Source organism: Streptomyces sp. NPDC096136, assembly GCF_044763325.1.
GTDB lineage: Bacteria > Actinomycetota > Actinomycetes > Streptomycetales > Streptomycetaceae > Streptomyces.
Window position 1 is genome coordinate 208,418 of sequence record NZ_JBIWFZ010000011.1, and the last position, 26,527, is coordinate 234,944.

The 26,527-nt window shown below is 76.0% G+C and carries 21 protein-coding genes; 9 read left to right on the forward strand and 12 right to left on the reverse strand.

Annotation, left to right across the window (positions count from 1 at the left end; genetic code table 11):
* Positions 1-109 precede the first annotated feature (109 nt).
* A complete protein-coding gene (locus ACIRBY_RS23610; protein ID WP_403903457.1) occupies positions 110-2,506 on the forward strand; it encodes a hypothetical protein in 2,397 nt (798 codons plus the stop codon).
* Here the strand turns inward: ACIRBY_RS23610 and ACIRBY_RS23615 are convergent.
* From ACIRBY_RS23615 to ACIRBY_RS23635, 5 genes are all read right to left on the reverse strand, one after another.
* The gene (locus tag ACIRBY_RS23615; protein ID WP_403903460.1) at positions 2,457-4,901 is read right to left on the reverse strand and encodes a right-handed parallel beta-helix repeat-containing protein; all 2,445 of its coding nucleotides are present in this window, start codon (positions 4,899-4,901) and stop codon (positions 2,457-2,459) included. The two genes, ACIRBY_RS23610 and ACIRBY_RS23615, sit on opposite strands and share 50 nt — an antisense overlap.
* Before the next feature lie 143 nt (positions 4,902-5,044).
* Positions 5,045-5,662, reverse strand: a complete 618-nt coding sequence (locus ACIRBY_RS23620) for a hypothetical protein (RefSeq protein WP_403903462.1) — start codon at positions 5,660-5,662, stop codon at positions 5,045-5,047.
* Between the two features lie 276 nt (positions 5,663-5,938).
* Entirely contained in the window at positions 5,939-6,766 is an 828-nt protein-coding gene (locus ACIRBY_RS23625; RefSeq protein ID WP_403903464.1) for an MOSC domain-containing protein, read from the reverse strand.
* A gap of 160 nt (positions 6,767-6,926) precedes the next feature.
* Positions 6,927-7,469, reverse strand: coding sequence for a DUF6643 family protein (locus ACIRBY_RS23630; RefSeq protein ID WP_403903466.1), 543 nt, complete (start codon positions 7,467-7,469; stop codon positions 6,927-6,929).
* Positions 7,470-7,736: 267 nt separating this feature from the next.
* Positions 7,737-8,906 carry a glycosyltransferase gene (locus ACIRBY_RS23635; protein ID WP_403903468.1) on the reverse strand — a complete coding sequence of 390 codons (1,170 nt, stop codon included), beginning with the start codon at positions 8,904-8,906 and terminating at the stop codon, positions 7,737-7,739.
* A 230-nt stretch (positions 8,907-9,136) separates the two neighbouring features.
* On the opposite strand from ACIRBY_RS23635, the gene ACIRBY_RS23640 reads away from it, so the two are divergent.
* The 4 genes from ACIRBY_RS23640 (at position 9,137) to ACIRBY_RS23655 (ending at position 12,944) form a co-directional block, all read left to right on the forward strand.
* Complete coding sequence (locus tag ACIRBY_RS23640; RefSeq protein WP_403903470.1) at positions 9,137-9,937, forward strand: glutamate racemase; 801 nt, start codon at positions 9,137-9,139, stop codon at positions 9,935-9,937.
* A gap of 111 nt (positions 9,938-10,048) precedes the next feature.
* The gene (locus tag ACIRBY_RS23645) at positions 10,049-10,564 is read left to right on the forward strand and encodes a hypothetical protein (protein WP_403903473.1); all 516 of its coding nucleotides are present in this window, start codon (positions 10,049-10,051) and stop codon (positions 10,562-10,564) included.
* Positions 10,565-10,799: 235 nt separating this feature from the next.
* On the forward strand, positions 10,800-12,443 hold the full coding sequence (gene lnt / locus ACIRBY_RS23650) for an apolipoprotein N-acyltransferase (RefSeq protein WP_403903475.1): 1,644 nt from the start codon (positions 10,800-10,802) through the stop codon (positions 12,441-12,443).
* 9 nt (positions 12,444-12,452) lie between these two features.
* Entirely contained in the window at positions 12,453-12,944 is a 492-nt protein-coding gene (locus ACIRBY_RS23655) for an NUDIX hydrolase (protein WP_403903477.1), read from the forward strand.
* Positions 12,945-12,960: 16 nt separating this feature from the next.
* Here the strand turns inward: ACIRBY_RS23655 and ACIRBY_RS23660 are convergent, their stop codons facing one another.
* Complete coding sequence (locus ACIRBY_RS23660) at positions 12,961-13,752, reverse strand: trypsin-like serine peptidase (protein ID WP_403903479.1); 792 nt, start codon at positions 13,750-13,752, stop codon at positions 12,961-12,963.
* Positions 13,753-14,009: 257 nt separating this feature from the next.
* Between ACIRBY_RS23660 and ACIRBY_RS23665 the strand changes: the two genes are divergently transcribed.
* Positions 14,010-15,296, forward strand: a complete 1,287-nt coding sequence (locus ACIRBY_RS23665; protein WP_403903481.1) for an ATP-binding protein — start codon at positions 14,010-14,012, stop codon at positions 15,294-15,296.
* Positions 15,297-15,630: 334 nt separating this feature from the next.
* Here ACIRBY_RS23665 and ACIRBY_RS23670 read toward each other — a convergent pair whose 3' ends face one another.
* From ACIRBY_RS23670 to ACIRBY_RS23690, 5 genes are all read right to left on the reverse strand, one after another.
* A complete protein-coding gene (locus tag ACIRBY_RS23670) occupies positions 15,631-16,233 on the reverse strand; it encodes a hypothetical protein (protein WP_403903483.1) in 603 nt (200 codons plus the stop codon).
* On the reverse strand, positions 16,230-17,852 hold the full coding sequence (locus ACIRBY_RS23675) for a serine/threonine-protein kinase (RefSeq protein WP_403903486.1): 1,623 nt from the start codon (positions 17,850-17,852) through the stop codon (positions 16,230-16,232). The genes ACIRBY_RS23670 and ACIRBY_RS23675 overlap by 4 nt, the downstream gene beginning before the upstream one ends.
* Before the next feature lie 202 nt (positions 17,853-18,054).
* Positions 18,055-19,308, reverse strand: coding sequence for a Tm-1-like ATP-binding domain-containing protein (locus ACIRBY_RS23680; protein ID WP_403903488.1), 1,254 nt, complete (start codon positions 19,306-19,308; stop codon positions 18,055-18,057).
* Between the two features lie 48 nt (positions 19,309-19,356).
* Complete coding sequence (locus ACIRBY_RS23685) at positions 19,357-19,848, reverse strand: NUDIX domain-containing protein (RefSeq protein ID WP_403903490.1); 492 nt, start codon at positions 19,846-19,848, stop codon at positions 19,357-19,359.
* A 69-nt stretch (positions 19,849-19,917) separates the two neighbouring features.
* Positions 19,918-20,949, reverse strand: coding sequence for a cation diffusion facilitator family transporter (locus tag ACIRBY_RS23690; protein ID WP_403903492.1), 1,032 nt, complete (start codon positions 20,947-20,949; stop codon positions 19,918-19,920).
* Between the two features lie 151 nt (positions 20,950-21,100).
* On the opposite strand from ACIRBY_RS23690, the gene ACIRBY_RS23695 reads away from it, so the two are divergent.
* Genes ACIRBY_RS23695 through ACIRBY_RS23705 form a run of 3 tightly spaced genes read left to right on the forward strand, consistent with a single transcriptional unit; the run spans position 21,101 to position 25,139 of the window.
* On the forward strand, positions 21,101-23,479 hold the full coding sequence (locus ACIRBY_RS23695) for an FHA domain-containing protein (RefSeq protein WP_403903495.1): 2,379 nt from the start codon (positions 21,101-21,103) through the stop codon (positions 23,477-23,479).
* A complete protein-coding gene (locus ACIRBY_RS23700; RefSeq protein ID WP_403903498.1) occupies positions 23,476-24,132 on the forward strand; it encodes a hypothetical protein in 657 nt (218 codons plus the stop codon). Before ACIRBY_RS23695 ends, ACIRBY_RS23700 begins: the two co-directional genes overlap by 4 nt.
* Positions 24,132-25,139: a serine/threonine-protein kinase gene (locus ACIRBY_RS23705; protein ID WP_403903501.1), complete on the forward strand. Its 1,008-nt coding sequence runs from the start codon at positions 24,132-24,134 to the stop codon at positions 25,137-25,139. Before ACIRBY_RS23700 ends, ACIRBY_RS23705 begins: the two co-directional genes overlap by 1 nt.
* 69 nt (positions 25,140-25,208) lie before the next feature.
* Here the strand turns inward: ACIRBY_RS23705 and ACIRBY_RS23710 are convergent, their stop codons facing one another.
* Positions 25,209-26,474 carry a streptophobe family protein gene (locus tag ACIRBY_RS23710; protein ID WP_403903503.1) on the reverse strand — a complete coding sequence of 422 codons (1,266 nt, stop codon included), beginning with the start codon at positions 26,472-26,474 and terminating at the stop codon, positions 25,209-25,211.
* Positions 26,475-26,527: the final 53 nt, after the last annotated feature.

Genomic DNA, 26,527 nt, shown 5'->3' on the forward strand with positions numbered 1-26,527 from the left:
CACGCGAACGGAGCCTGGGCAGAGGCCGGTTCGGGCGGGATGCTGGGGAAGGCCCGTTCCCGCCGCCCGTGTCCGGGCCCCCGTCCGCCGTCCTCCCGCGGAGGCCCCCATGCCGCAGTCCGCCGCCCCCGGGGCCCTCCCGCCGGGCACGCCCCCGCTCGCCCTCGAACTGTTCGTGCACGGAGTGGCCGGAGCCGCCCCCGGCGAGCTGCTCCGCGATCCGCACCCCGTCCGGGTGACGGGCGACTCCACCGCGGCCGTGTTCCGCCGCGCCGAGGACGCCGACGCCGAGGCCCATCCCGAGCGCTACGCCGGGCGGCCGGTACCCGAGGCCTACTGCTGGTCCCGGCTCACCTCGGGCAACGGCGCCCGCGCGCTGTGGCTGCTGCTCCTGCCGTTCATGGTGGCCAACCTCGCCCACTGGGCCCGGCCCGCCACGGCCCCCGCCGGGCCGCCGCCGCGCGCGGTGCGCGCGTACGGGCTCCTCGTGCGCCTCCTCGCCCTCAGCCTCACCGTGCTGCTCGTCGCGGCCGCCTGCGAAGTGGCCCTCGACCTCCTCGCCTGGCAGTGCGCGGGCGCGCGCGCCTGCACCGGCTCCCGCTCCTGGCCCGCCTTCCTGCGGCCCGGCGCGTGGTGGGCCCAGCCCGGGCGGCGCCTCGCGCTCGGCGCCCTCGTCCCGGCCGCGCTCACCGGGCTGCTGTGGTTCCTGTCGGCCCGCACCTGGAGCGCCTACGAGTCCCAGCCGCCGCCCTCCGGAACCGACGGCACCGCGGCGGCCGCCGGCCACGGCGAAGCCCCGCTCGGCCGGCCCGGGTTCTGGTACGGCCGCCGGATAGTGGCCCGGCTGCGCGCCGCGCACACCGCCGCCGGGCTCCTCACCGTGGCCCTCGCCGTCGCGGCCCCCGCCCTGCGCGAGGACCGCGGCTCCGCCGCCACCGCACCCGCACTGCTCGTCGCCGGCTGGGCCGTGCAGACGCTGCTCGCGGCCGGGGCGGCGACCGTGCTGTGGGTCGTCTGCCGCCGCGGCCGCACCGAGGCCCGGCCCGACCACCGGCTCGACCGGGCCGCCATCACCCTGCTGCCCGCCGGCGCCCTCGCCCTGCTGGCCGCCGTGCTCCTGTACGCCGGCTGGTCGCGCCCCGGCTGGACCTCGGCGGGCCGGCTCCCCGGCGACTTCGCCTTCGGGGTGCTCATGCTCGGCCAGGGCGGCTGCGTCCTCGCCCTCGCCCTCGTCGCCCGCCGCCTCCACCGCCGCACGCCGACCCCGGGGGCCGCCCTGGGGGGCCTCGGCGGGTCGGCCGCCGCCCTGCTCGGCTGCGCCCTCGGCGGAGTCATGTCCGGCGGGGTCGCCCAGCGCGTCGCCGACTGGCTCGACGGGGCCGCCACCCCCGGAACGCCGGGAGCCGCACTGCCCGGACCGCCCGTCCTGCTGTCCTGGCAGGCCTCCGTACTGCCGCCGCTGCTGCTCGCGCTGGCGCTGGTCGCCGCCGCGGCCGGGGTCCGGGCCGCCGTGACCCGGCGCAGGGCCGCCGCCACCGTCGCCGCCGAGTACCCCGGGGCCGTCCCCGACCCCGACCGCAGCCGGCGCATCGCCGGGGCGCGGGCCACGGCAGCGCTGACCGACACCGCGCCCTGGTTCGTGGGCGCCGTCTGCGCGGCCACCCTGCTGCTCGGCGCGGGCGCCCTCGCCGGGGCCTGGGCCACGGGCAGGGTCCCGGCCGAGGCCGCCCGGGGCGCCCACCCGCCGGTGGCCGCCGCCGCCCGTGCCGCCCAGGACAGCGGATCCTGGCTGATCGGCTTCGGGATGGCCGCCTTCGTGGCCCTGGGCCGCCGGGCCTACCGGGACCCGGCCTCCCGCCGCACCATCGGCATCCTGTGGGACGTCGGCACCTTCTGGCCGCGCGCCGCCCACCCCTTCGCCCCGCCCTGCTACGCCGAGCGGGCCGTGCCCGACCTGACCTGGCGGATGACCGGCTGGACCGCGCGCACCGGCGGCCGGCTCGTCATCTCCGGCCACTCCCAGGGCAGCGTGCTCGCGGCGGCCGCCGTCTGGCAGCTGCCGCCCGGCACCCGCCGCCGGGTGGGCCTCCTGACGTACGGGTCACCGCTGGCCCGGCTCTACGGCCGGTGGTTCCCCGCCTACTTCGGCCCCGGCCCGCTCGCCGCCCTGCACCGCGACCTCGACTGCTGGCGCAACCTGTGGCGGGCCACGGACCCCATCGGCGGACCCGTCGCGGCCGGTGCCGGCGGGGACGGACCCGTGGACCGGGGGCCCCTGGCCGACCCGGTCGCCTACGGGCGCGACCCCCTGCACCCGCTGCCCGCACCGATCCTGCGGCACGCCGACTACCAGGCCGACCCGGCCTTCGCCGCCGAGCGCGACGCGCTCCTCGCCCGCCTGGCCGCCGCCGCGCGGGCCGGCGCGCCGGAGGGCGCGGAGCTGCCCGCCCAGCGGATCAGCAAGGCGCGGGAAGAGCCGGCAGATCCGCCGGGAACAGCAGGGTGAGCTCGTCGGTGCCCGCCTCGGCCAGCTGCGCCACCCGGCCCGCGTGCCGCTCCACCATCGACTCGAAGGTCTGGCGCGCGGTCCGGCCGTTGCCGAAGGCCGGGCCCTTGGGCAGCTCGGTGAAATAGTCCAGCAGTGCCCGGGCGGTTCCCTCGCCCAGGCGGTACTCGTGCTCCTCGGCCTGCTGTTCCACGATCCGCAGCAGCTCCTGGGGGCCGTAGTCCCCGAAGGTGATGGTCCGCGAGAACCTGGACGCCACACCCGGGTTGACGGTCAGGAACCGCTCCATCTCCTCCGTGTACCCGGCGACGATCACCACCACCGCCTCCCGGTGGTCCTCCATCAGCTTCACCAGCGTGTCGATCGCCTCGCGCCCGAAGTCCCGGCCCGAGTCCTCCGGCGCCAGCGCGTACGCCTCGTCGATGAACAGCACCCCGCCCCGCGCCCGTTCGAAGGCCTCCTGGGTGCGGATGGCCGTGGACCCGATGTGCTCGCCGACCAGGTCCACCCGGGACACCTCCACCAGGTGGCCGCGCTCCAGCACCCCCAGGGAGGCGAGGATCTCCCCGTACAGCCGGGCGACCGTGGTCTTGCCCGTGCCCGGGGAGCCCGTGAAGACCAGGTGCCGGCGCACCGAGGCCGCCTTGAGGCCCGCCTCCCGCCGCCTGCGCCCGACCTCGATCATGTCGGTGAGGGCCCGCACCTCGCGCTTGACGCTGTCCAGACCCACCAGGGCGTCGAGCTGCCCCAGCACCTCGCCCGCGCCACGGCCCGCCGCCTCCCGGGCCCGGGGCTCCGGCAGCGGCGCCGCTGCCCGCCCGGGCACCTCGGCCGTCCGTCCCGCGAGGCCCTGCGCGGCCGCCGCCGGGCCCGCAGGCCGTGCCCCGGCGGCCGGGGCGCCCGCCGGAGCCGCGGCGGTGAGGCGGGCCGCCGGCCCGTCCCCGGTGCACCCCTCGGCGAGCGGGCCGTCCTCCGCGAACTCGTAGCCCCCGCGCGCGCAGCGCTCGGTGTGACAGCCGGTCAGGACGCTGCGGCAGCCGTCGAGGACGTGGAAGCCGAAACCGGAGCTGCCCGTCACCCGGCAGGCCGTGAAGGTGCCCCGGCCGCCCGCCGACACGTAGAACCCGGCCTCGGCGCAGGAGGTGACCGTGACCCGCTCCAGGGTCGGGTCGGCACCCTTGCTGACGATCACCCCGGTCTGCACGCCGTCGACGGTGCAGTCGCTCAGGCCGCCGCCGCTGCCGTGGTCGCGGAACCAGGCGCCGGTGCCGGCCTCCCGGATCCGGCAGTCCTCCAGCCGGGCGGTGCCGCCGTCGCTCACGGACACGGCGGTGTTGCGCACCTGCGACAGATCGCTGTCGAGCACCTCGGCGCGCGAACCCCGGTCCAGCACGAACAGGGCGTCCGGCACGTCGTGCACCCGGCAGGAGTCCAGGGAGGCGGTGGCACCGTCACTGACCCACACCGCCGGGTAGTCGCCCGTGCTGTCGTGGATCTCGCAGGACTCGGCCTCGACCCGGGTCCCCGGGTCCCACACCGACAGGCCGTTGCGCCCGAAGCGGCGGACCGTGGTGCGGCTGAGGCCGAGCACGGAGCGGGACCGCAGGTCGACGGCGTTCTCCGGGATGTCGTGGATGTCGCAGCCGGCGAGCGACAGCACCGCGTCGGTGTCGAGGGTGACCCCGTCGCCGGAGGTGCGGTGCACGGCGCAGTCCGTCAGGCGGGCGGCGGCCCGCGCCGAGACCTGCACCCCGCTGCCCTTGATCTCGTACACCTCGCAGCCCAGCGCCTCCAGCCCCGAGCCCTCGCCGGTGACGGCGATCCCCGCGCCGATGGCGTGGTGGATCCGGCAGCGCTCCAGCCGGGGGTGCCCGCCGCGCACCGAGAACCCGGCCTGCCCGGCGGCGACCACCTCGCACTCCTCGAACACCCCGCCGCCGCCGTCCAGGACGGCGATCCCGACCCCGGCCGGGTTCTCCACCGTGCAGCGGCGCACCAGGGGCCTGGCCCCGCCGCGCACCTCGATGCCGGACGCCGACCGGGTGTGCACCCGCAGGTCGCTGAACTCGGGGGAGCCCTCCTCGACGAGCAGCGCGGGCGCCGCCCGGTCCGCCCCCTCCAGATAGAGGTCCTGGACCACGGCCGAGGCGCGCACGGTCAGCGCGACCCCGTCGAGCGGGGCGATCCGCACCGAGCCCGCCGCCGCGCCCTCGGGCCCGCGCAGGGTGACGGCATGACGGAGGACCAGGTTCTCCCGGTAGGTGCCGGGGGCGACGGACAGCACGTCGCCGTCGCCCGCGACCGCGAGGGCGGCGCCCAGCGTCGGATACTCACCTGAGCGCCGCCGCCACCGCGAGGCCCCGCCGTGCGTCACCTGGACCGTGCCCTGAGCCATCGTGCTGCCGTGCCCCCACCCTCGTACTCGCGCTGCCGGACCGGCCGGAGCGGCTGAAGCGGCCGCGGCCCTCCCGGGCGCCGAAGCGCCCGGACGGGCCTGCGGCTCCACCGTAGCGCGCGCGGGGCCCGGGAGTTGCCAGGTCAGCTGCCCGCACCCGCCCGGCCCCAGTCGGGTCCGGCCGCCGCCCACGCCCGGTCCAGACGCACGTACCGCCGATGCATGAGCCTTCGTACGACCAGCCGGCGGAGCGTCTCCGTGAGCGCGGCCGCCGTGAGCGCGGCGGCCAGCCCGGCCATGGCCGCGTGGAAGGAGGCGGCGCCCGGGTCGAGGGGCTGTCCCACGAGCCGGCCCCGGATGTCGGTCCATATCCGGAACCGGTCGCCCGGACGCGGCGGTTCCTCCGCCGCCGGGACCGCGCCCTCGTGGCTGCTGCCATCGGGCGCGGTCCACGAGGCCACGATCGTGGTCCGCGCCGGAGCGGTCCGCTGCGCCGAGGGCTCGGCGTCCGCGCCGGCCGGCGCGGACGGCTCCGCCGCGGGCCGCACCACCACGGCCGGGACGAGGTACCGCTCCTGGCGCTGTTCGTGCGCCGCGCGCTGGAGGATCCCGTCCACCCGGAGGCCGGCGGCCCAGCCGACGGCCGGGGCCACCAGCAGGACGCACACCAGCGCGACGCACGCCACCCACGCCTCCACGAGGTCGGTCGGCCTGCGCAGCGGATTGCGCCGCCAGCGCCACACACCCATTGCCGTCCGCACGGTCCGGCTCCCCCTGCCCATGCCAGTCTGCGTCTGTCTGCGCGTCCCAGCCTTCCGCATGCCCCGAGGACGCGCAGTCCGGGACGCGCGGGACGCCCGTCACCCGATCCGGTGCTCCTGCCCCGGCGGGTTCCCGTTCGTCCCGCATGCTCCAACGGCCCCGCGCCACCGGTTGGTTCCGGTCCGGCCCGGGAGCCCCTCGAAGGTGTCATTCCCCCTCCCGTGCGCCCGCCCGCCGTGGTCAGTGGCGGGCGGGGTCCGGGGTCCGGGGCGGGGTCACTCCAGGACGCGCACCGCGTCGCCCACGCGCACGGTGCCCGGGACGACCGGCACCAGCTGGCGCCCGAAGGCGAGCGACTTGCCGATGCGCCGGTGCCGGGCCAGGGTCTTCAGGGGTTCCCGGCCGCGTTCGGCCGTGGCCTGGTCGGTGGTGGTGACGATGCAGCGCCCGCACTCGCGCACCCCCCGGAAGACGGCGTCGCCGATCGCGATGCGCCGCCAGCCGTCCTCGGCCCAGGCGTCGAGGGCTCCGCCGACCACCACGTTGGGGCGGAACCGGTTCATCGGGAGCGGGCCCTCCTCGGGGTGGTCCCCCTCCGCGATCAGGGCGTTGAGGGCCTCCAGCGAGGCGGTGGAGGCCAGCAGCACCGGATAGGCGTCGGCGAGGCTGACCGTTTCGCCGGGCAGGGCGTAGTCGGGGTCCACGGGCCGGCGGACCGCCGGGTCGTCGAGGTGCACCAGTCGCGCGGCCTGCCCGAGGAAGGCGCTGAACCACTCGGCGGCGGCCGCCGAGGCGACCACCGTGTCGACCTTCTTGCCGAACAGGACGACCGGCTCCAGCGGGCCCGGCTCCGGCACCTCCACGACCAGGTCCGCCATGCCGGGTGCCGACAGCGCGACCCGGCCGCCGTCCAGCGGACGGGCCGAGGCCAGCGCCAGCCGCGCCTGCTGCCGCTGGGTGATGATCGCGCCCGCGGTGTCGACCACGGCCCAGCGGCGGTCGCCGGCCGGGCCCCAGGGCTCCACGGGCATCTCGTCGGGAGCGGTCCCCGCTACCGATTTGACGGGATGGACGTGGAGGGACTGGACGTACAAGTTCGACATGGGGTCATTTTGCCAGCCGCCCGCGCCGGCACCCCAGCGCGGTTCGCGCAGGGCGCAGTGGTCCGGCCGCCGGGTTCGGGCCGCGGCCGTGCGGGACGCGGCCCGCGCACCCCGGCGCGGGGCGGCCGGGGTGCGGTCCGGCCGCGGTGCGGCGGGTCGGTCAGTAGCCGCGGCCCTGGTACTGGCCCCCGTACGGGTCCTGGTACGCGGGGATCGCCGCGGCGGTCGGCGCGGCCGCGGGCACGGGCGCCGCCATCGGGCGCGGTGCGGCCGGGCGCATGGCCTCGTACCCGGTGCCGGCCGCGATCGGACGCGGCTGCTGCGGCTGGGGCTGGGGGACGAACCCGGCCCGGGGCGCGAGCTGCTGCTGCGGCACGTACGGGGCGGGCGCGTGCTGAAGCGGAACCGGCATCGGGGCCGGCATCGGGGCCGGCGCGGCCGGCTGCGGGTACCCGTAGCCGTACGCCGGGGCCGGCGTCGGCTGCTGCGGCGCCGGCGGGAGCGCGGGCATGGAGGAGGCGAGGGCCGGGAGGTATCCACCGCTCGAGTAACCGGCACTGGGGGACTCGTAGGCGGCCGGAACGCGGATCGGGGCGATCTGCGGAGTCCCGCGTTCTGCGACGAGGGAGTCGTAGATGGGGGTGTCCGGGAAGGAGGGCGCGGAGTAGTAACCGCCGCCATAAGTGGAGCGGGGGGAGGTCATGGGAGACAAGTTAAGCCCACGACTTCACGCGGTCTATAGCCAGGTGGCCCCAACACCGCTCTGACCTGCATATTCCCAGGTCAGGGCCACGGCTTTCACTTAAGGTTCACCTGCACGATTCGCCACATGCACCCCGCCTTGTTACCACTCGTACTCGTCGGTTGGCCCATGCACGCATATGGAACTGACCGTCCGTCACAACGCGGTGACCTCGGATGACGTCATGGTGACGCTCCGTCAAGGCCGACTTCCGCCGCCCGGGTGGCGTCAGGCGTCGCTGGGCCGGGCGTAGGTCCGGCCCTTCCAGGCGGCCCCGCGCCCCCGGTAGTGCTGCACGGCCGAGTCGACCGTCATGAGCAGGTACAGCAGCGCGGTGAAGGGCAGCAGCGGCGCGAGCACCGCGGGCTGGCGGTAGTAGCGCAGCATCGGCAGGTAGGTGCCGGCCATCAGGAGCCAGGCCGCCCCGCCGGCCACGGCGACGGCCGGCCGGTCGGCCGCGAGCCCGGCGAGGAGGGCCGCCGGGGGCACCAGGTAGACCAGGACCAGCCCGGCCACCGTCCCGGCCAGCAGCAGCGGCTGGTGGCGGAGTTGGGCGTACGCGCTGCGCGACACCATCCGCCACAGGTCGGCCAGGGCCGGGTACGGCCGCACGCTGTCCACCCGCTCCGCCAGCCCGAGCCAGATCCGGCCGCCGGAGCGCCGGACCGCCCGGGCGAGCGCGACGTCGTCGATGACGGCCTGCCGGATGGAGTCGGGGATCCCGGCGCGGACGGCCGCCTCCGTCCGCAGCAGGACGCAGCCGCCGGCGGCCGCGGCGGTGCGCGAGGCGGGGCGGTTGATCCGGCGGAACGGGTACAGCTGGGCGAAGAAGTACACGAACGCGGGCACCACGAGCCGCTCCCAGACGCTGACCACGCGCAGGCGGGCCATCTGGGAGACGAGGTCGAGGCCGGCGGTGGTCGCGGCGGCGACCAGCTCGCGGAGGCTGTCGGGCTCGTGCGCGATGTCGGCGTCGGTGAGCAGCAGGTACTCGGGGGCGTCCGGGGCGCTGCGGGTCGCGTGGGCGATGCCGTGGCGCAGGGCCCAGAGCTTGCCGGTCCAGCCGGGCGGGGGGTCGGGGGGCGTCAGCACGGTCAGGGGGAGGCCGGGCTGCTCGGCGGCGAGGCGGCGGGCCAGGGCGGCGGTCCCGTCGGTGCTGCCGTCGTCGACCAGGACGATGCCGGCCTCGCCGGGATAGTCCTGCGCCAGAAGGGACGGCAGGCTGCGCGGCAGCACCTCGGCCTCGTCCCTGGCCGGGACCACGACGGCGACGGAGGGCCAGCGGGCAGGGGCGGTGCGCGGGGGGAGGCGGGTGTCGGTGCGCCAGAACATGCCCTGGGCGAGGGTGAGCCAGAGCCAGGCGGCGAAGGAGGCGTAGGCGGCGATGAGGAGGCCCATGGCGGCAGTGTCGCCGAAGGCCGCGGGGCGTGTCCCGCGTCCGGGCCGATCGCGTCCGGCGCCGTCGGATTTCCTCCCCGGGCGCCCCCGTGGGTCGCGGCCCCGCCCCGGGCGTCGTGGGGCGGGGCCGCGGCGCGCCCCACGGATTCCGGGGTTGTTCGGGGTGTTCTGGCGTGGTTCGGGAGGCTGGGGTTCGGGTGGTGGGCGGGGGCGTCGACTAAGGTGACAAGGTGAAGATCGCGCTCATGGACTCGGGAATCGGCCTCCTCGCTGCGGCCGCCGCGACGCGTCGGCTGCGGCCCGACGCCGATCTGCTGCTGTCCTCCGACCCCGACGGGATGCCCTGGGGGCCCCGTACCCCCGCCGACCTCACCGAGCGGGCCCGCGGCGTCGCCCGGGCCGCCGCCGAGCTGCTGCCCGACGCCCTGATCGTGGCCTGCAACACCGCCTCCGTGCACTCCCTGGCCACCCTGCGGGCCGATCTGGAGCCCGGCATCCCCGTCATCGGCACCGTCCCGGCGATCAAGCCCGCCGCGGCGGCCGGCCGGCGGGTGGCGATCTGGGCCACCCCCGCCACCACCGGCAGCCCGTACCAGCGCGGACTGATCCGCGACTTCGCCGCCGGCGCCGAGGTCACCGAGGTGCCCTGCCCCGGCCTCGCCGACGCCGTCGAGCACGCCGACGAGGAGGCCGTCGCGCGCACGGTCGCCGCCGCCGCCGCACTGACCCCGGCCGACGTGACGGACGTGGTCCTCGGCTGCACGCACTACGAGCTCGTCGAGGACGCCATCCGCGCCGCCCTCGCCCTGCGCACCGGCGGAGCGGACCTGCGCTACCACGGGTCCGCCGAGGCCGTCGCCGTACAGGCCCTGCGCCGGATCGGCGCCGAGCCCGCCCCGGGCCTGCCCCGGACCGGCGGGCTGACCGTCCTGCACAGCGGCCGCCCGTCCACCCTCTCCGCCGCCGCCCTCGGCTACGCGGAGGGCCGGCTCCTGGCCGGCCTCGAACAGGACGCCGCCGTCAGCCTCTAGGGACTGGCCGCCCCGCGAAGACCCGCCGGGCTCCCGCCGCCCCGGTCCGGGAGTGCACCGGGTGGCGCAGGGGCGGTGGCGCACCCGTGGAACGTGGGTACGCTGCTGCTCATGACGGGTCACCCCCCGGGTCCCCTCTGGACGGGCCGGGCCTCCAACCGTGCGCAGTGGCTGCTCGCCGCGGCCGGTGCGGCCTGTCTCGCGCTGGGCGTCGAGCTGGCCGTCGACAACTCCTGGGCCTCCGGGTATCTTCCGCTGCTGATGTCCGTGATCGGCTGCCTGGCCGCCGGGCTGCTGATCCTCTACGGCACCCTCGCCTTCGTGTACGTGGCCGTCACCGTCGACGCCGAGGCCATGGAGGTGCGCTGCGGCCACATCGGGCTGCCGCGCCGCACGATCCGCCTCGCGGAGGTCGCCGCCGCCGAGTTCGTCCCCCGGGTCACCCCGCGGCAGTGGGGCGGCTGGGGGTACCGATGGCGGCCGGAGAAGGGAACCGCGGTGATCGTCCGCCGCGGGGAGGGCGTGGAGCTGCGGCTCGGCGACGGCAAGCTGTTCACCGTCACCGTCGACGACGCCGAGAACGCGGTCCGCGTCATCCGCACCCACCTGCGCGCCCGCGCCGGCTGACCCTCCGCCGAACCGGAGCCGCGCCCGAACCGGAGCAGTGCCCGCGCCAGGAACCGGAACCCGTTTCCCGGCCCGGAACCGGAGCGGGGCGGCAGCAGCCGCCGGGGCCGGAACCGGAGCCCGCGGCCGCAAGCGCGGCCCGGCCGGAACCGGAGCCCCGGGCCGGTCCGGAGCCGGCGCCCGGCGGGGCGCCGCCTTACCCGTCCTTGGCACGCGGCCACGTACACTCCGCCAGATGAGCAGCAGTGTCACCCGGGCCGCCGAGAGCGAGCCCGCGCAGCCCGCCGGACCAGCCGTGGCGGGCGCCCCACGCGCAGCCGAATCCGACGCCGCCGCGGGCTCCCCGGGCGCGGGCAGGCGCTGGGCCTCCCGGCTGGCCCGCCCCGTCCTGGCCGCGCTCGCCGGGACGCTGCTCTACCTCAGCTTCCCGCCCCGCCCCCTGTGGTGGCTGGCCCCCTTCGCCCTCGCCCTCCTCGCCGGCTGCCTGTACGGCCGCCGCGCCCGGGCCGGCTTCGGGCTCGGCTTCCTCTTCGGGCTCGGCTACCTGCTGCCGCTGCTCGTCTGGACCAGCGAGGGCGTCGGCCCGGTGCCGTGGCTGGCCCTCGTCACCCTGGAGTCGCTCCTCATCGGCCTGGCCGGCCTGGGCATCGCCCTCGTCAGCCGGCTGCCCGCCGCGCCCGTGTGGTCGGCCGCCGTCTGGGTCGCGGTCGAGGCCCTGCGCGCCCGGGCCCCCTTCGGCGGCTTCTCCTGGGGCCGGCTGGCCTACGGGCAGGCCGACGGGATCCTGGTGCCGCTCGCCGCCGTCGGCGGGACCCCGCTGCTCTCCTTCGCCGTCGCCCTGTGCGGCTTCGGCCTGTACGGGGCCGCGCGCTCCGCCCGCCGGCAGCCGACCCGCACGGCCGCCGCCCTCGCCGCCCTCACGGTCGCCGTCCCCGTCGGCGCGGCCCTCGCGGCCCGCCCGCTGGTGTCCGACGCCGCCGAGGACGGCACGGCCGTCGCCGCCGTCATCCAGGGCAACGTGCCCCGCGCGGGCTTCGACTTCAACGCCCAGCGCCGCCAGGTCCTCGACAACCACGCGAACCGCACCCTCCAGCTCGCCGACGACGTCAAGGCCGGCCGGGTCCCGAAGCCCGACTTCGTGCTGTGGCCGGAGAACTCCTCCGACATCGACCCCTTCACCCAGCCCGACGCCCACGCCGTCATCGACAACGCCGTCCGGACCATCGGCGCGCCCACCGCGATCGGCTCGGTCCTGGAGCCCGAGACCGGCCCGCTGCGCAACACCATGATCCTTTGGGACCCCGCCAAGGGCCCCGTCGACACCTATGACAAGCGCAAGATCCAGCCCTTCGGCGAGCGCATCCCGATGCGCTCCTTCGTGCGGCTCTTCAGCTCCGACGTCGACCGGGTCCGCCGCGACTTCGGCCCCGGCAAGGAACCCGGCGTCTTCGACATGGCCGGCAGCGGCGTCGGCATGGTCACCTGCTACGAGGCCGCCTTCGACGACGCCGTGCGCTCTACCGTCCAGGCCGGCGCCCAGGTCATCGCCGTCCCCAGCAACAACGCCACCTTCGGCCGGACCGAGATGACCTACCAGCAGCTGGCCATGGACCGGATCCGCGCCGTCGAGCACAGCCGCAGCGTCCTCGTCCCCGTCACCAGCGGCGTCAGCGCGGTCATCCGGCCCGACGGCACGATCGTCTCGCAGACGAAGATGTTCACCGCCGACGCCCTCGTCGCCGAGATCCCGCTGCGCTCCACCACGACCCCTGCCACCCGCCTGGGCCCGCTGCCCGAGTACGCGCTGGTCCTGGTCGCCGCCGGCGGCCTCGCCACCGTCCTCGCCCGCCGGATCCGGGCCCGCCGCACCACCCCGTAGGGTCGGCGCATGAGCACACCCGAGTTCATCCGCGAGATCCGGGCCGCCGGCGCCGGCCACCTGCTCCTCCTGCTGCCCGGGGTCACCGCCGTCGTCTTCGACGACGGGGGGCGGGTGCTGCTCGGGCGGCGGGCCGACACCGGCTGCTGGTCGGTCGTCGGCGGGATAGCCGAGCCCGGGGAACAGCCCGCCGAGACGGCCGTGCGCGAGGTGTACGAGGAGACGGCGGTGCGGTGCGTGCCCGAGCGGGTCGTCCTGGTCCAGATGCTCGAACCGGTCACCTACGCGAACGGCGACGTCTGCCAGTACCAGGACATCACCTTCCGCTGCCGGGCCACCGGCGGCGAGGCCCGCGCGGCCGACGGGGAGCTGCTGGAGGTGGCCTGGTTCGCCCCGGACGCCCTGCCGCCGCTGGAACCCTTCGCCCTGAACCGGATCCACCGCTCCCTCGGTGACGAACCGACCTGGTTCGAGCCCCCGCAGCCCCCGCAGAACGCCTGATCCGAAAGTCACGGCCTCAGCGGCGGGCCACGCCCGCCGCCTCGCAGTACAGCGCCATCGCCTGGTCGCCCACCACCGCGCTGTACGAGACCTCCGGAACGTCGCCGCCGGCCTCGTACCCGCCGAGCACCCCGGCCAGCGCGCCGCCCGCCAGCCAGGGGCTGCCGCTGGTGCCGCCGCTCAGGTCGGGGCAGTCGATCCGGCGCTGGGTCGGCGAGAACAGGCTCGTCGCGTTGGAGCAGCGCAGCGGGGCGTCCAGGACGCTCGGGTAGCCCAGCACGGTCACCGTCACGTCGGCGGGCTGCGCCGCCGCCACCGGGAAGCCGCCGACCACGTCCTCCACGGCCCGGCTCTCCCCGGCGTCGGCGGGCGCGACCTTCGCGAAGGCGATGTCGTCGTCGGGGTCCTGGCCGTCCGTCCAGCCCGGGGCCGCGTACACGCGGGTCAGCCGCCACAGCCCGTACGGGGCCGCGCCGTCGCGGTAGCCGGGGGCGAAGAGGGTGGTGTCCGGGTGGTCCAGGCAGTGCGCGGCGGTGGCGATCAGGTCGTGGCCGAGGCTGCGCACCACGGAGGCGGTGCAGAAGTGCCCCCCGTCGAGCCCGCCGGCGAACAGGGCCCCGACCCGCCCCGCCTCGGCGTCGGCCGGGGCCCCCTCGGTCACCCCGAGCGGGGACGCCGCCCCGGCCTGCGGCAGGTCCAGGCCGAGCAGGGCGCCCATCGCGGTCACCGCGAGCAGGATCCGTGACGCCCGCCGGGCGCGGGCGCGGGGTCGGCCGGCCGGCTTGCGGGGGAGGATGCGTTGGATCATGCAAGAGAGCCTCCCCGGGGAAACTGTGGCCCCGGCACGGAATTCCGTATGAATCAGCTGTGAATGCCGACGCCCGGGGGGACCTGTCGGAAGCAATGAGCGGACCCGCCTCCCCGGGGCGGGAGTTCGGCGGAACGCACCGGTCTATGGACGCCGCGGACGGTTTGCGCACCCGCTGTTGTGCACGGCGGTGCGTGAGCGCCGGCCCCGCCCGCCCCTAGCCTCGCCGCAAGAGCACGAACGAGGGGCGGTACCCGGTGAACTGGCTCATCCACGACTACCGCGAGGGCGATCTCGCGGCGGTGGTCCATCTGATCGACACGACGGCCGAACTCGGCCAGGAGTCGGTCTTCTCGCTCGCCGAGTGCATCAGCGCGCTGACCGACCGGCAGCCCTGCGTGGTCGCCGTCCACCAGGGCGTCCCCATCGGCGCCGCCCTGGCCTGCGTGACCGGCGAGCGGGCCTGGGTGATGCGCATCGCGATCGCCGCCGGATGGCGCGGGCGGGGCCTCGCCAGCGCCCTGCTCGTCGAACTGGAGCGCCGCCTGATCGCCGCCCGCGTGGGGCGGATCGCGTACGTCCTGCCCGAGGAGGACCTGCTCGGCGAGGGCCTCCTGAACGCCGGCTACACCCGCCAGCCCGCCGTCGCCTACTTCGAGAAGACCGAGCCGCTGCACGGGCCGGCGGCCGGACTGCTCGACGACCTCGGCGGCCGGTTCCTGCCGAACGACCTGTGGGCCAAGGTCGCCGGCATGGAGAAGGAGAAGGAGCTCATCGAGCGCCGCGTGGTGCTCCCGCTGGCCGAACCCGAGCGGGCCGCCGCGCACGGGGTGCGTCCGCCGCGGGCCATCACCCTCTTCGGTCCGCCCGGCACCGGCAAGACCACCTTCGCCCGGGCCATCGCGTCCCGGCTGGGCTGGCCCTTCGTGGAACTGCTGCCCTCCCGGCTGGCCGACGGCGGGAACCTGGCCGCGGCCCTGCGCCACGCCTTCGCCCGGATCGCCGAGCTGGAGCGGGTGCTGGTCTTCATCGACGAGGTCGAGGAGATCGCCCCCGTGCGCACCGAGCCCGCGCTGCCCGGCGGCGCCCACGGCGTGACCAACGAGCTGCTCAAGCTGATACCCGGTTTCCGGGAGGGCGACGAGCGGCTGCTGGTCTGCGCGACGAACTCCATCCGCTCCCTCGACCCGGCCTTCCTGCGGCCCGGCCGCTTCGACTACCTGATCCCGATCGGCACCCCGGACGCCGGGGCCCGGGCCGCGATCTGGTCCCGCTACACGGCCGGGCGCGCCGACGTGGACGTGACGGCCCTGGTGGCGGCGACCGAGCTGTTCACCCCGGCCGACATCGAGCACGCGGCGCGGACCGCGGCGCAGGTCTCCTTCGAGCGGGACCTGGAGGCCGTCGGCGCGCGCGGGGCGGCGGCCCAGCCCGGCGCGACCACGGCCGACTACCTGGCGGCCGTCGCCCAGTGCAGGCCGACGGTGACCCCGGCGATGACCGGGGAGTTCCAGGCCGACATCACCGCCCACGCGCGGTTCTGAGGCTCCCTCCCCCGGTTGCGGCGGGGGAGGGGAACGCGAAACGGCCCGCGGCCGCTCCCCAAAGCGGCCGCGGGCCTTCCGCGCGGACCCGGCATCCGAGCGGAAACGGCCGTGCTCCCCGGGGTGTCGCCGGCGGGAACACGGCACGCAAGGGTGCCTGGGGCGTCCTGCACGCCCCGGTCGACACTCCGAGTGAACCAGCGGCCCCGCCGCCCGCGCCTCGGCCGGACGGCCACACCGGCCCCGGCCGCAAGGACGGGGCCCACGGCGCCGCCCCGGGCCGTACGGCCACCGTGGGCTCGGGGCGGGCCGCGGGCGTCGCCGTCCTCACCGGCTAGCGCGGGCAGCTGTAGGTGAACTCCGCCGCCGCCGTCCGCCGGGTGGGGGAGAGCAGCTGGAGTTCCGCCCGGGCCGGGTAGGTGCCGGTGCCCTTGAAGGTCCACATCAGGTGGAGGGTCGCCTCCGTGCGGCCGCTGGGAACCCGTTCCGTGAGCTCCTCCGACCGGGTGCCGTCGCTGCGGACCCAGCGGTACGTCAGGGTCCCCGGGCGCCCGTCGGTCCGTACGGAGGCCACCACGTCGGCCGCCGCGTCACAGCCCGGCCCCTGCGGCGCGGTGCTCACCGCCACCTCGCGCACCTGGACGGCCGGCCCGAACCGCTGCCAGCCCAGGTACGCGAGCACCCCGGCCAGCACCACGGCCGCGAGGGTGTACCTCCGCCAGCCGCCGCCCCGCCGCCGGGGCGGCGCGGGAGCCGGTGCGGGCTCCACGGGGAAGGGTGCGGGCAGGGCCGCCGTCACCCCCGGGCCGAAGCGCAGCACGGCGCCCTCGACCCGGTCGGGGGCGGCGTCCGCCGGGGGCGGCGGGCCGCTGAACCAGTGGCTGCCGAGGACGGTGGCGCTGTAGTCCTCGTCCTGCGGGGCGTGCGGATCGCTCATCGGGGGGGCTCCAGGTCCGTGCAGCGCACCAGCGGCTGGGAGTCGGAGGCCGCGCCGTCGGCCGCGGCGGGCTTGGTGGTGACCCGGACGCCCGCGTAGCAGCCGCGGCCGCGCGGGAAGGTGTGGGACCGGACGACGGTGGCGGGCGCGCCGGCCGGGACCACGATCGTGTCGGTGCCGTCGGGGACCGCGTAGACGCCCTGTGCGTCGCCCAGGAACCACTGCAGGACGACCGTCACCGGCCCGCTGCCCCGGGTCGCCAGGGAGACGGCGGCGTCCGCCCGGTACACCCCGGGCTTGAGGGAGACGCCCAGCTTGGTCACCTGGAGGGTGGGCGTGGGGGTGGGCGTCGGGGTGGGCGACCAGTCGGCCGTCGGCGTCGGGCTCCAGGACGGGCTGCCGCCGGTCGAGGGCCAGGCCGTGGGGGTGGGCGACGACGACGCCGCCGGGGTCGGGCTGCCCGAGGGCGAGGGTGAGGCCGTGGGAGAAGCCGTGGGGGAGGCCGTCGGGGAGGGTCCCGGGGTCGACGGCCCGGCCGAAGGGGTGGACCCGGGCGCGGCCGGGCTCGTGGTGGCGAAGTCGCTCAGCGCCGAGGGCGGCGGCGGGGTGCCGACCGCGTCCGTCGTGAACACCAGCACCGCGCCCAGCACCAGCGCCAGCCCGGTCGCGAACCAGCCCCCGCGCCCCGGGGCCCAGCCCGAGCCGATGGAGGTGGTGGCCACCGCGGTGGTGCCCGCCGCCGCGCCGCCCGCCGACGGGAACAGCAGCGGCAGCAGCGCGGCCAGGGCGGCCAGCTTCCGCTGCCCGCGCTCCTCCCACCGCGGCCCGTACGCGGCCACCGCCACGGCCTCCAGCTCCGCGACGAAGGCCTCGGCGTTCTCCGGCCGCTGCTCCGGCCGCTTGGCCAGGCCCCGCCGGATCAGGGGGCGTACGGGCTCGGGGGCCTCGGTCTCCGGTACCGGCGCCTCGATGTGCTGGACGGCGAGTTCGGCGAAGTTCGCGCCGTCGTAGGGCTTGCGGCCGGTCAGGCACTCGAAGAAGGTCGCGGTGGCCGCGTACACGTCGGCCGTCGGCGAGGCCGGCTGGCCCTGCCACTGCTCGGGGGCCATGTAGGCGGGCGTTCCCGCCACCCCGGGGGTGCTGCCGCGGTTCGCGGCGATCCCGAAGTCGACCAGTTTGGACGAGCCGTCCGCCGCCACCAGCACGTTCTCCGGCTTGTAGTCGCGGTGGACGACGCCCGCCCGGTGGGCGGCGGCCAGTCCGAGCAGGGAGCCCTTGAGGACCACCAGCGCGGCCTCGGCGTCCGTCCGCCCCGACTCCCGCAGCACGGAGCGCAGGGAGACCCCGTCGACGAGCTCCATGACGATGGCGGCCCCGTCCGGCGCCTCGACGTACTCGTAGAACCGCGTCACGTACGGGGAGACCAGGTCGCCCAGCAGCCGGGCCTCGGCCCGGAACTCCCCCACGAAGGCCGGGTCCTCGCGCATCCGGTCGCTGAGGTACTTCACGGCGACCGCCGTGCCGGTGCCGTCGTGGACCGCGAGCACGACCCGGCCGCTGCCGCCCGAGCCGAGCTCGCGGACCTCGGTGTACCCCGGTACCGTCCAGCCGTTGCTCATCCCCGCCCCCCTCCGTGGCGTCACCGGCTCCACCCAGAGCCGGACCGGTCGGTTCCGACCGGCCACACGCATGGACACCATTGAGCCACGGCCGGTTCCCGACCATCCGTCCCGTCCGGTCCTTGGACGGACATACGGTCAACAGAGGTCGGGAAACGGTCGCGAAGCGGTCATGAACCGGCCGGAACCTGACCGGCGGTGGTCAGGCCGCAGCGGACTCCGCGCCGATCATGGCGTGCAGCCGGTCCGCCGCCGCCCGGCCGAAGGCGGGGTCGTTGATGTGGGTGTCGTAGTCGTAGAGCCGCGCGGCACTGCCCCGCAGGCCCTCGCGCAGCGCCGAGAACAGCGCCCCGTCCGCGTCCGGGTCGTGGTACGGGCCCCCCGGCGCGCCCAACGTGGACAGCCCGCGCAGCGGTACGCAGACCGCCGTCGGCCCGGTCGCCGCCCGCAGCTTGGCGGCCACCCGCCGCCCGAGCTCCGCGCACTCGGACTCCGTCGTGCGGATCACCGTGATCGAGGGGCTGTGGACGCGCACCCGCCGGTAGCGGGCCCGCTCCGGCAGGGTCTCCAGCGGCCCGAACTTCACCAGGTCCAGCGCCCCCAGGCTCACCACCTGGGGGATCCCGGCCCGCCCGGCCGCGCTGAGGCGGTCGGGGCCGGCGGTGAGGACGCCCTCGCACAGGTCGTCGGCGAGCTCGCTCAGGGTCAGGTCCAGCACGCCCGCGAACACGCCCTGGCCGGCCAGCTTCTCCAGGGTGCGCCCGCCCGTACCGCTGGAGTGGAAGACCAGCACCTCGTAGCCGAGCTCGGTCAGCCGCGCCCGGGCGGCGTCCACGCCGGCCGTGGTCACCCCCGCCATGCTCGCGGCCACCAGCGGCCGCGTCCCCGAGCCGAGCCGCGCCGGGCGGCCGCGGCCCAGGGCGGAGCGGGCGAAGCCCTTGGCCATCGCGGCGACCGCCTCCGCCGCGTTGGCCAGCACCGGCGCGGAGACGCTGTTGATGCCGGCGACGTCCACCACGCTGTACATCATCGTGATGTCCGAGGAGCCCACGTACGGGGACACGTCCCCCGAGGCCATCGAGGAGACCATCACCTTCGGCACGCCGAGCGGCAGGGCCCGCATCGCCCGGGTGGCGATGGAGGTGCCCCCGCTGCCGCCGACGGCGAGCACCCCGTGCAGCCGGCCCTCGGCGTGCAGTCTCAGAAGGGCCGCCTCCGCGCCCCTGGCCATCGTGGTCAGGGCCGGGCCCCGGTCGGCCGTGCGTAATCGGGAGAGTTCGGCTCCCGCGGCCCGCGCCACCTCTTCGCGCGGTATGTCCGCGGGGACCCCGGGCTCTCCCAGGATCCCCGCGTCGACCAGTACCACCTCGACGCCGGCGCGCAACAGCCTCTCGCGCAGCCAGCCGTACTCGACACCCTTGGTGTCCAGGGTTCCCACCAGCGCGACGTTCGTCATCTGTGCAATGTCCACGCAGGTGGCGTTTGCTGGCAAGTAAAGGTCAGGTCAATCCACCAGCAGTGCCAAGAGCCGCTCCAGGAAAGGCACTTGAGAGGCGATCAGCTTGTTCCGGGCCAACGGGGGACCGAACCAGGCCACCCGGTCCAGCTCGGGGAACTCGCTCTCGGTCCCGGAGTGCGGCGGCCACTCCATGGTGAAGGTCCCGGGCACCACCAGCGCGGGGTCGAGGTCGCCCTCCACCGCCCAGATGGTCACCAGCTTGCCGCTGCTCAGCCGGACATCGCCCAGCGGCAGGTACTCGCCCTCCGGCGGCGGCAGGCCCAGCTCCTCGGCGAACTCCCGGCGGGCCGCGTCGCGCGGGGTCTCGTCCGGCCCGTACTCGCCCTTGGGGATCGCCCAGCCCCCGGCGTCCCGGCCCGCCCACAGGGGGCCTCCCATGTGGCCGAGCAGCACCTCGATCCCGCCGTCCCCGCCGCCCGGCCCCCTGCGGAACAGCAGGAGGCCGGCGCTCTGCTTGTACCTCTTCGGCTGCGTCACGGTCCCATACATGCCCCGCCCCGGCCCCGATCAGTGATGGGAACCGGGGCGGGGGCAGGTACAGGGGTCTCAGTGCTCGTGGGGGCCCTGGCGGTGGACCGGGCCGTGCGCGTCCGCGCAGTGCGGGTCGGCGGCGTCCGGCCCCTCGCCCGCCCGGCCGACCGAGAGCAGCTCGTCCTGGGCGTGGTCCACCTGGAGGGTGGTGTGGGTGATGCCGTACTCCTTCGCCAGCAGCGCCTCCAGATCGCGCCGCACGGCGTGGCAGTCGCCCTCCTCCTCCACGAGCACGTGCGCCGACAGGGCCGCCTGCCCCGAGGTGATCGTCCAGATGTGCAGGTCGTGGACCTCCGTCACCGGCGGGTGCCCGACGAGCCGGTCGCCGACCGCGTCCGGGTCCAGGTGCGCCGGAGCGGCCTCCAGGAAGATCCGGCCGGACTCGCGCACCAGCCCGTACCCGGCCTTCACCATCAGGACCACCACCACCAGCGAGGCGATCGCGTCGGCCTGCACGAAACCGGTGGTGAGCACGATCAGACCGGCCACGGCCGTGCCGATGAAGGCGAACAGGTCGTTGAGGATGTGCTGGTAGGCGCCCTCCACCGCGAGCGAGGAGCGGTTCGCCCGGGAGATGCACCAGGCCGCGGCCACGTTCACGACGATCCCCGCCAGCGCCGTCACCAGCACCAGCCCGCCCTCCACCGGCGGCGGGTCGAGCAGCCGCCGCACGGCCTCGTACGCCAGCCAGACCGCCAGCAGCAGCAGGGTCAGGCCGTTGGCCTGGGCGGAGAGTATCTCCGCGCGCTTGAGCCCGAACGTGAACCCGCCGCGCGCCGGCCGCGCCGCCAGCCGCATCGCGATCAGCGCGAGGACGATGGAGACGGCGTCCGTCAGCATGTGCGCGGCGTCGGAGATCAGGGCCAGCGAGTGGGCCACCACGCCGACGACCACCTCGACGGCCATGAAGCCGCCGATCAGGGCGAGCGCGATCGCCAGCCAGCGGCGGTCGGCGTCCGGGTCCACGCCGTGGCTGTGCCCCGCGTGGCCGTGCCCGTGCCCGTGGGCGTGATCGTGGTCGTGGTCGTGGCTGTCGCGCCCGGTCATGGCGTCCCCCGTCTGTTCGGTTCCGACGCGTGAAGTGAAGCGCACCCCGGCGCAGAGGGCAAAGGCTGCAACGGGGACCGTTGTCATTACCCATAAGACCCGCTTGACCTGCGCTTATGCCGGGACGGACGGATCGTGCGAAAATCTGGTCATGGTCCAGCGCCCCGGTGTGCCGACCGCGCCCGCACTCGTCCTGGAAACCGCCCGGGGCTCCACCGAGATGAGCCCCGGCAGGACCTACCACGTCGGACGCGACCCCCTCTGCGAGATCTGCCTCGACGACGCCCGCGTCTCCTGGCACCACGCCGTCCTGCGCCCCGACGGGGACCACTGGACGGTCGAGGACGAGAACAGCACCAACGGAACCTGGGCCCCCGACGGCCACCGCGTCCGCGTGGAGAGCGTCGGCCCCGGCACCGAGCTGCGCTTCGGCAACGCCGTCGACGGCCCCCGCGCCGTCCTCGTCGGCCGTACGCCGCCCCCCGCCCCCGCGGCCCGCCCCTCCTCGGTCACCAACCCGGCCATGACCGGAACCTTCCGGCGCCCCACCAGCGTCCGGCAGCTGCCCGCCCGGACCGCCCTGCGCATCGGCCGGGACCCCGGCAACGACCTCGTCATCGACAACCTCGTCGTCTCCCGCCGGCACGCCGAGCTGCGCGCCCTCGCCGACGGCAGGTACGAGATCGTCGACCTCGGCAGCCACAACGGAACCTACCTCAACGGCGCCCCCGTCAGCCGGGCGGTGATCGCCGAGGGCGACATCGTCGGCATCGGCCACTCGGCCTTCTGCCTCGTCGGCGACCAGCTCCAGGAGTACACCGACACCGGCGAGGTCTCCCTCGACGTCCAGGACCTCGCGGTCACCGTCGACCGCGGCCGCAAGACCCTGATGGAGGGCGTCAGCTTCCCCGTGGGCGCCAAATGCCTGCTCGCCGTCGTGGGCCCCAGCGGCGCCGGCAAGTCCACCCTCCTCGGCGCGCTCACGGGCCTGCGCCCCGCCGACACCGGCAGCGTCCTCTACGACGGCCGCGACCTCTACCGCGACTACGCCGAGCTGCGCAGCCGCATCGGGCTCGTCCCCCAGGACGACATCCTGCACGCCCAGCTCACCGTCCGCCGCGCCCTCGTCTACGCCGCCGAACTGCGCTTCCCGCAGGACACCAGCGAGGCCGAACGAGAGGCCCGCGTCGACGAGGTGATCCGCGAGCTCGGCCTCGTCCAGCGGGCCGACCAGCCCATCCACAGTCTCTCCGGCGGCCAGCGCAAGCGGGTCTCCGTCGCCCTCGAACTGCTCACCAAGCCCTCGCTGCTCTTCCTCGACGAACCCACCTCCGGCCTCGACCCCGGCATGGACCGCTCGGTGATGAACATGCTGCGCGGCCTCGCCGACGACGGCCGCACCGTCATCGTCGTCACCCACAGCGTGCTCAGCCTCGACGTCTGCGACCGGCTGCTGTTCCTCGCCCCCGGAGGGCGCGTCGCCTACTTCGGCCCGCCCCAGGAGGCCCTCGGCTTCTTCGGCTTCGAGGAATGGCCCGAGGCCTTCGAGGCCTTCGAGAACGACCGGGAGCGCGACTGGGCGGAGGCCTTCCGGGGTTCGCCCGCCCACCGGCGCTACGTCGACATCACCGCCCGCGGGCCCGGACCCGCGGCGGAGGCCGCACGCAGGGCCGCCGCCGCCCCGCCGGCGCCGCCGCCCAAGGCGCAGAGCTGGGGCGCCCAGCTCTCCACCCTGGTCCGCCGGTACGCCGCCGTGCTCGGCGCCGACCGCACCTTCCTCGTCATCATGGTCGCGCTGCCGTTCATGATGGGCGTCATGGCCCGCGCCCTCGCCGGGAGCACCCTGACCGCCGAGACCGTGCTCAACGCCCTGCTCATCCTCACCATCGGCGGGGTGCTCACCGGCGCCGCCAACGCGGTCCGTGAACTGGTCAAGGAACGCGTCATCTACCAGCGGGAACGCGCCGTCGGGCTGTCCCGCACCGCCTACCTGATGTCGAAGGTGGTGGTGCTCGGCACCATCACCATCGCCCAGGCCGTCGTGCTGACCCTCATCGCCCTCGCCGGAGTGAACCTCAACGCCCCGCAGGGCAAGGGCGTGCTGATGCCCCCACTGGTCGAGATCACCATCGCCGTCGCCCTGCTGTCCTTCACGGCCATGCTGCTCGGCCTGCTGATCTCCGCCCTGGTCCGCAAGGAGGAGGTCACCATGCCGCTGCTGGTCCTCCTCGCCATCGTGCAGGTCGTCTTCTGCGGCAGCCTGCTGAAGCTCGCCGGCGTCCCCTTCCTCGAACAGGTGGCGTGGCTGGTGCCCTCCCGGTGGGCGATGGGCGCGATGGGCGCCACCCTCCAGCTCGGCAGGATCATGCCCGGCAAGGTCACGCAGGACCCGCTCTTCCACCACGAGGCCCGGGTGTGGCTGTTCTGCATCGCCATGCTGATCGCCCAGGCCGTGGCCTTCGGCCTGGTGGTGGCCCGGCTGCTGCGCATGCAGGAGCCGGCCGTCATGAGGAAGCAGCCGCGGCGATGACCTTCCCCGACCCGATCCCGGACTTCCACCCCACCCACGTCGTGCCGCAGGAGGGGCTGCCCGCCTGGGAGGCCCCCGACGTGACCCGGCCCACCGCGCCCCTGGACCCGTTCCTGCCCGTGCAGCTGCTCTCCCGGCGCGGCGAGTGGACGGAGATCCTCTGCGCCAACGGCTGGTCCGCCTGGGTCGACGGACGGCTGCTGGTGGCGGTGCCGCAGCCGCCGCCCACGTCGGGCCGGCCCCTCGCGCGGACCGAGGACCCCGGGCCGCTGCTCGGCCGCGCCGCCGAGGCCCTGGAACGCTACCGGCGCGCCGTGCGCGACCACGCCGGCGGAGGGGCGGCCGGCGAGGACTTCGGGCGGGCCGTACGGGGGCTGCGGGTCGGGATCGTGATCGACGGGGAGTCCGCGTGGCTCTACGACGAGACCTCGCGCCGGTGGATGTACGCCGACGGGAGCCGCATGGCGACCTACGCGGTGGTCTCGGGGCCGGGCGCCTCGTCCGCGGCGGAGCCGGAGCCGGAGCCGGAGCCTGAGGCGGCCCCGGCGCCGCCGCCGGCGGAGGCCGCCACCGCGGCGGGTTCCCCCGTACCGCCCGAGCCGGGGCACGAGCCGACCCGCGTCGTCGACGCGCCCGGGGACGGCGGGCACTGATGGGGGCCGCCGACTCCCTGGGCGGCCGGCCCTCCGGGCTGCTGGGCAAGAAGATCGCCGGGTACCTGGTGGAGAGCGAGATCGGGCGCGGCGGGATGGCGGTCGTCTACCGGGCCCGCGACCTGCGGCTGGACCGGACGGTGGCGCTGAAGCTGCTGGCCCCCGAACTCGCCCGCAACGACACCTTCCGCAAGCGCTTCGCCCACGAGTCGAAGGCGGCGGCGGCCATCGACCACCCGCACATCGTGCCCGTCTTCGAGGCGGGGGAGACCGACGGGCTCCTCTACATCGCCATGCGCTTCGTCGCCGGGCAGGACCTGCGGGCCCTGCTCGACCGGACGGGTCCGCTGCCGGTGGACACCGCCGCCCGGATCGCCGGCCAGGTGGCCTCCGCGCTCGACGCGGCCCACGACCACGACCTCGTCCACCGGGACGTCAAGCCCGGCAACATCCTCGTCGCGGACGGCACGGACAGCGAACACCCCGAGCACGTCTACCTGACGGACTTCGGACTGACGAAGAAGTCGCTGTCGCTGACGGGGTTCACCAGCGTCGGGCAGTTCGTCGGGACCCTGGACTACGTGGCGCCGGAGCAGATCGCCGGGAAGCCGGTGGACGGCCGCTGCGACGTGTACAGCCTGGGGTGCGTGGTCCACGAGATGCTCACCGGCGGGCCGCCGTTCCAGCGCGACGACGACATGGCCCTGCTGTGGGCCCACCAGTTCGACCCGCCGCCCGCGCCGTCCTCCCGGCGGCCGTACCTGACGGCGGCGGTGGACGAGGTGCTGGCCCGCGCCCTGGCGAAGTCGCCGGAGGACCGCTGGGGGAGCTGCCTGGAGTTCACCGGGGCCCTGCGCCGGGCGGGAGCGGCCGCGGCCGCCGCCCCGGTGGCCGGCGCCGTCTCCGGAGCCGTGGCGGACGCCGGGGCCCTCGCGCAGGCCGCCGGACCGCCGCCCCCGCCTCCGCCGCCCCGGTGGGCCCTGCCGGTGTTCCGGGGCCGGGCCTGACGTACCGGGACACCTGACGTACCGGCGCCGGCCTGGCGCACAGGCCCGGCACACCGGCCTGAGGGGCCGTCACGGGGTCCGGCGGGCGGGGTCGGGTTCGTCCACGCGGCCGGGGTGGTGCAGGGGGCGGGCCAGGAGGGCGCCGAGGAAGCCGGCCACCGCGCCCCAGAGCAGGCCGAGGCCGGTCGTGCGCCACAGCGAGGCGGTCAGCTCGACCGTGCCGCCGAGCCCGGAGTCGTCCCCGATGCCCAGCAGGGACAGCCCGAAGCGGGCCTGGACCCGGCACAGCAGACAGACCGCCAGGGTGGCCAGCGCGAGCGCCACCGCCAGGTGCAGGGCGTGCTGCCAGGGCCGCACCCCCGCCGGGGAGCGCACGGCGGCCAGCACGCCCGTGGCGAGCAGGGCGACGACGGCCACCGCGACCAGCCACCAGGCCCGCCCGTCGTGCTCGGCGAGCGAGGACACGTCGAGGGTGGACAGGTCGGGTCCGCGCAGGACCCGGTCGAGCAGCTGCGGCACCGGTAGGCCGAACGGGCCCTCGACGCGGCCCTGCCAGGCGCCTCCGAAGCCCAGGGTCAGGCCGATCCAGGCCAGGTTGGGCAGGCCGAGGAGGAGCACGGCCAGGGTCCGCGCGGCGTGCCCCTGGGTGGCGGCCGCCACCAGGCCGACCACCAGGCCGAGGACCACGTACCCGACGAGCAGCACGGCGGTGGCGAAGGCGGCCGGCCGCACCGCGGTGTGGAAGCGGAGCAGTCCGGCCGGCAGCGGCGCCCGGCGGGAGACGAGCAGGGCGATCAGCAACAGGCCCAGGATCCACAGCAGTCCGAACAGGAGGGTGGCGGGCAGGTCCGCCCGGAAGCCCACCGTCGGGCTGGAGTCGAGGAGGTTGCCCAGGTCCTCCAGCGGGGAGCCGCTGTCCAGCACGTGGAAGGTGTGGTCCGCGAGCAGCGCGAAGAGGGTGAGCAGGACCAGCCACAGAAGCGCCGACCGCGCTCCCCGGGCGAGCAGTTCGCGGGGCCTGGCCACCGCGCGGTGGCGCAGCGGGCGCAGGAACAGGTACCCGGTGGTCAGGGCGCCGGCCAGGCTCACCGACAGCGGGAGCACCGACAGGCTCGCGTCGGCGCCGCCCAGCAGTCCGGCGTCGCCCGTGACGCCGATGTCGCCGCCGGCCGCCATCACGACGACGGCCGCGACCACATGGGGGAACGCCCCGCCCTGCAGATCGGCGGCCCCGGCGCAGGCGAGACCGGCCGCGGCCACGGCGGTCATCACCGCGAAGCCCGCCGCGACGGCGGCGAGGGCGTCGCGCCACGCCTTCGGGGAGGTGCTGTTCACCCTGCAACCGTGGCATCCCCGGCTTGCGGCCACCACTCGGACCACGCACACAA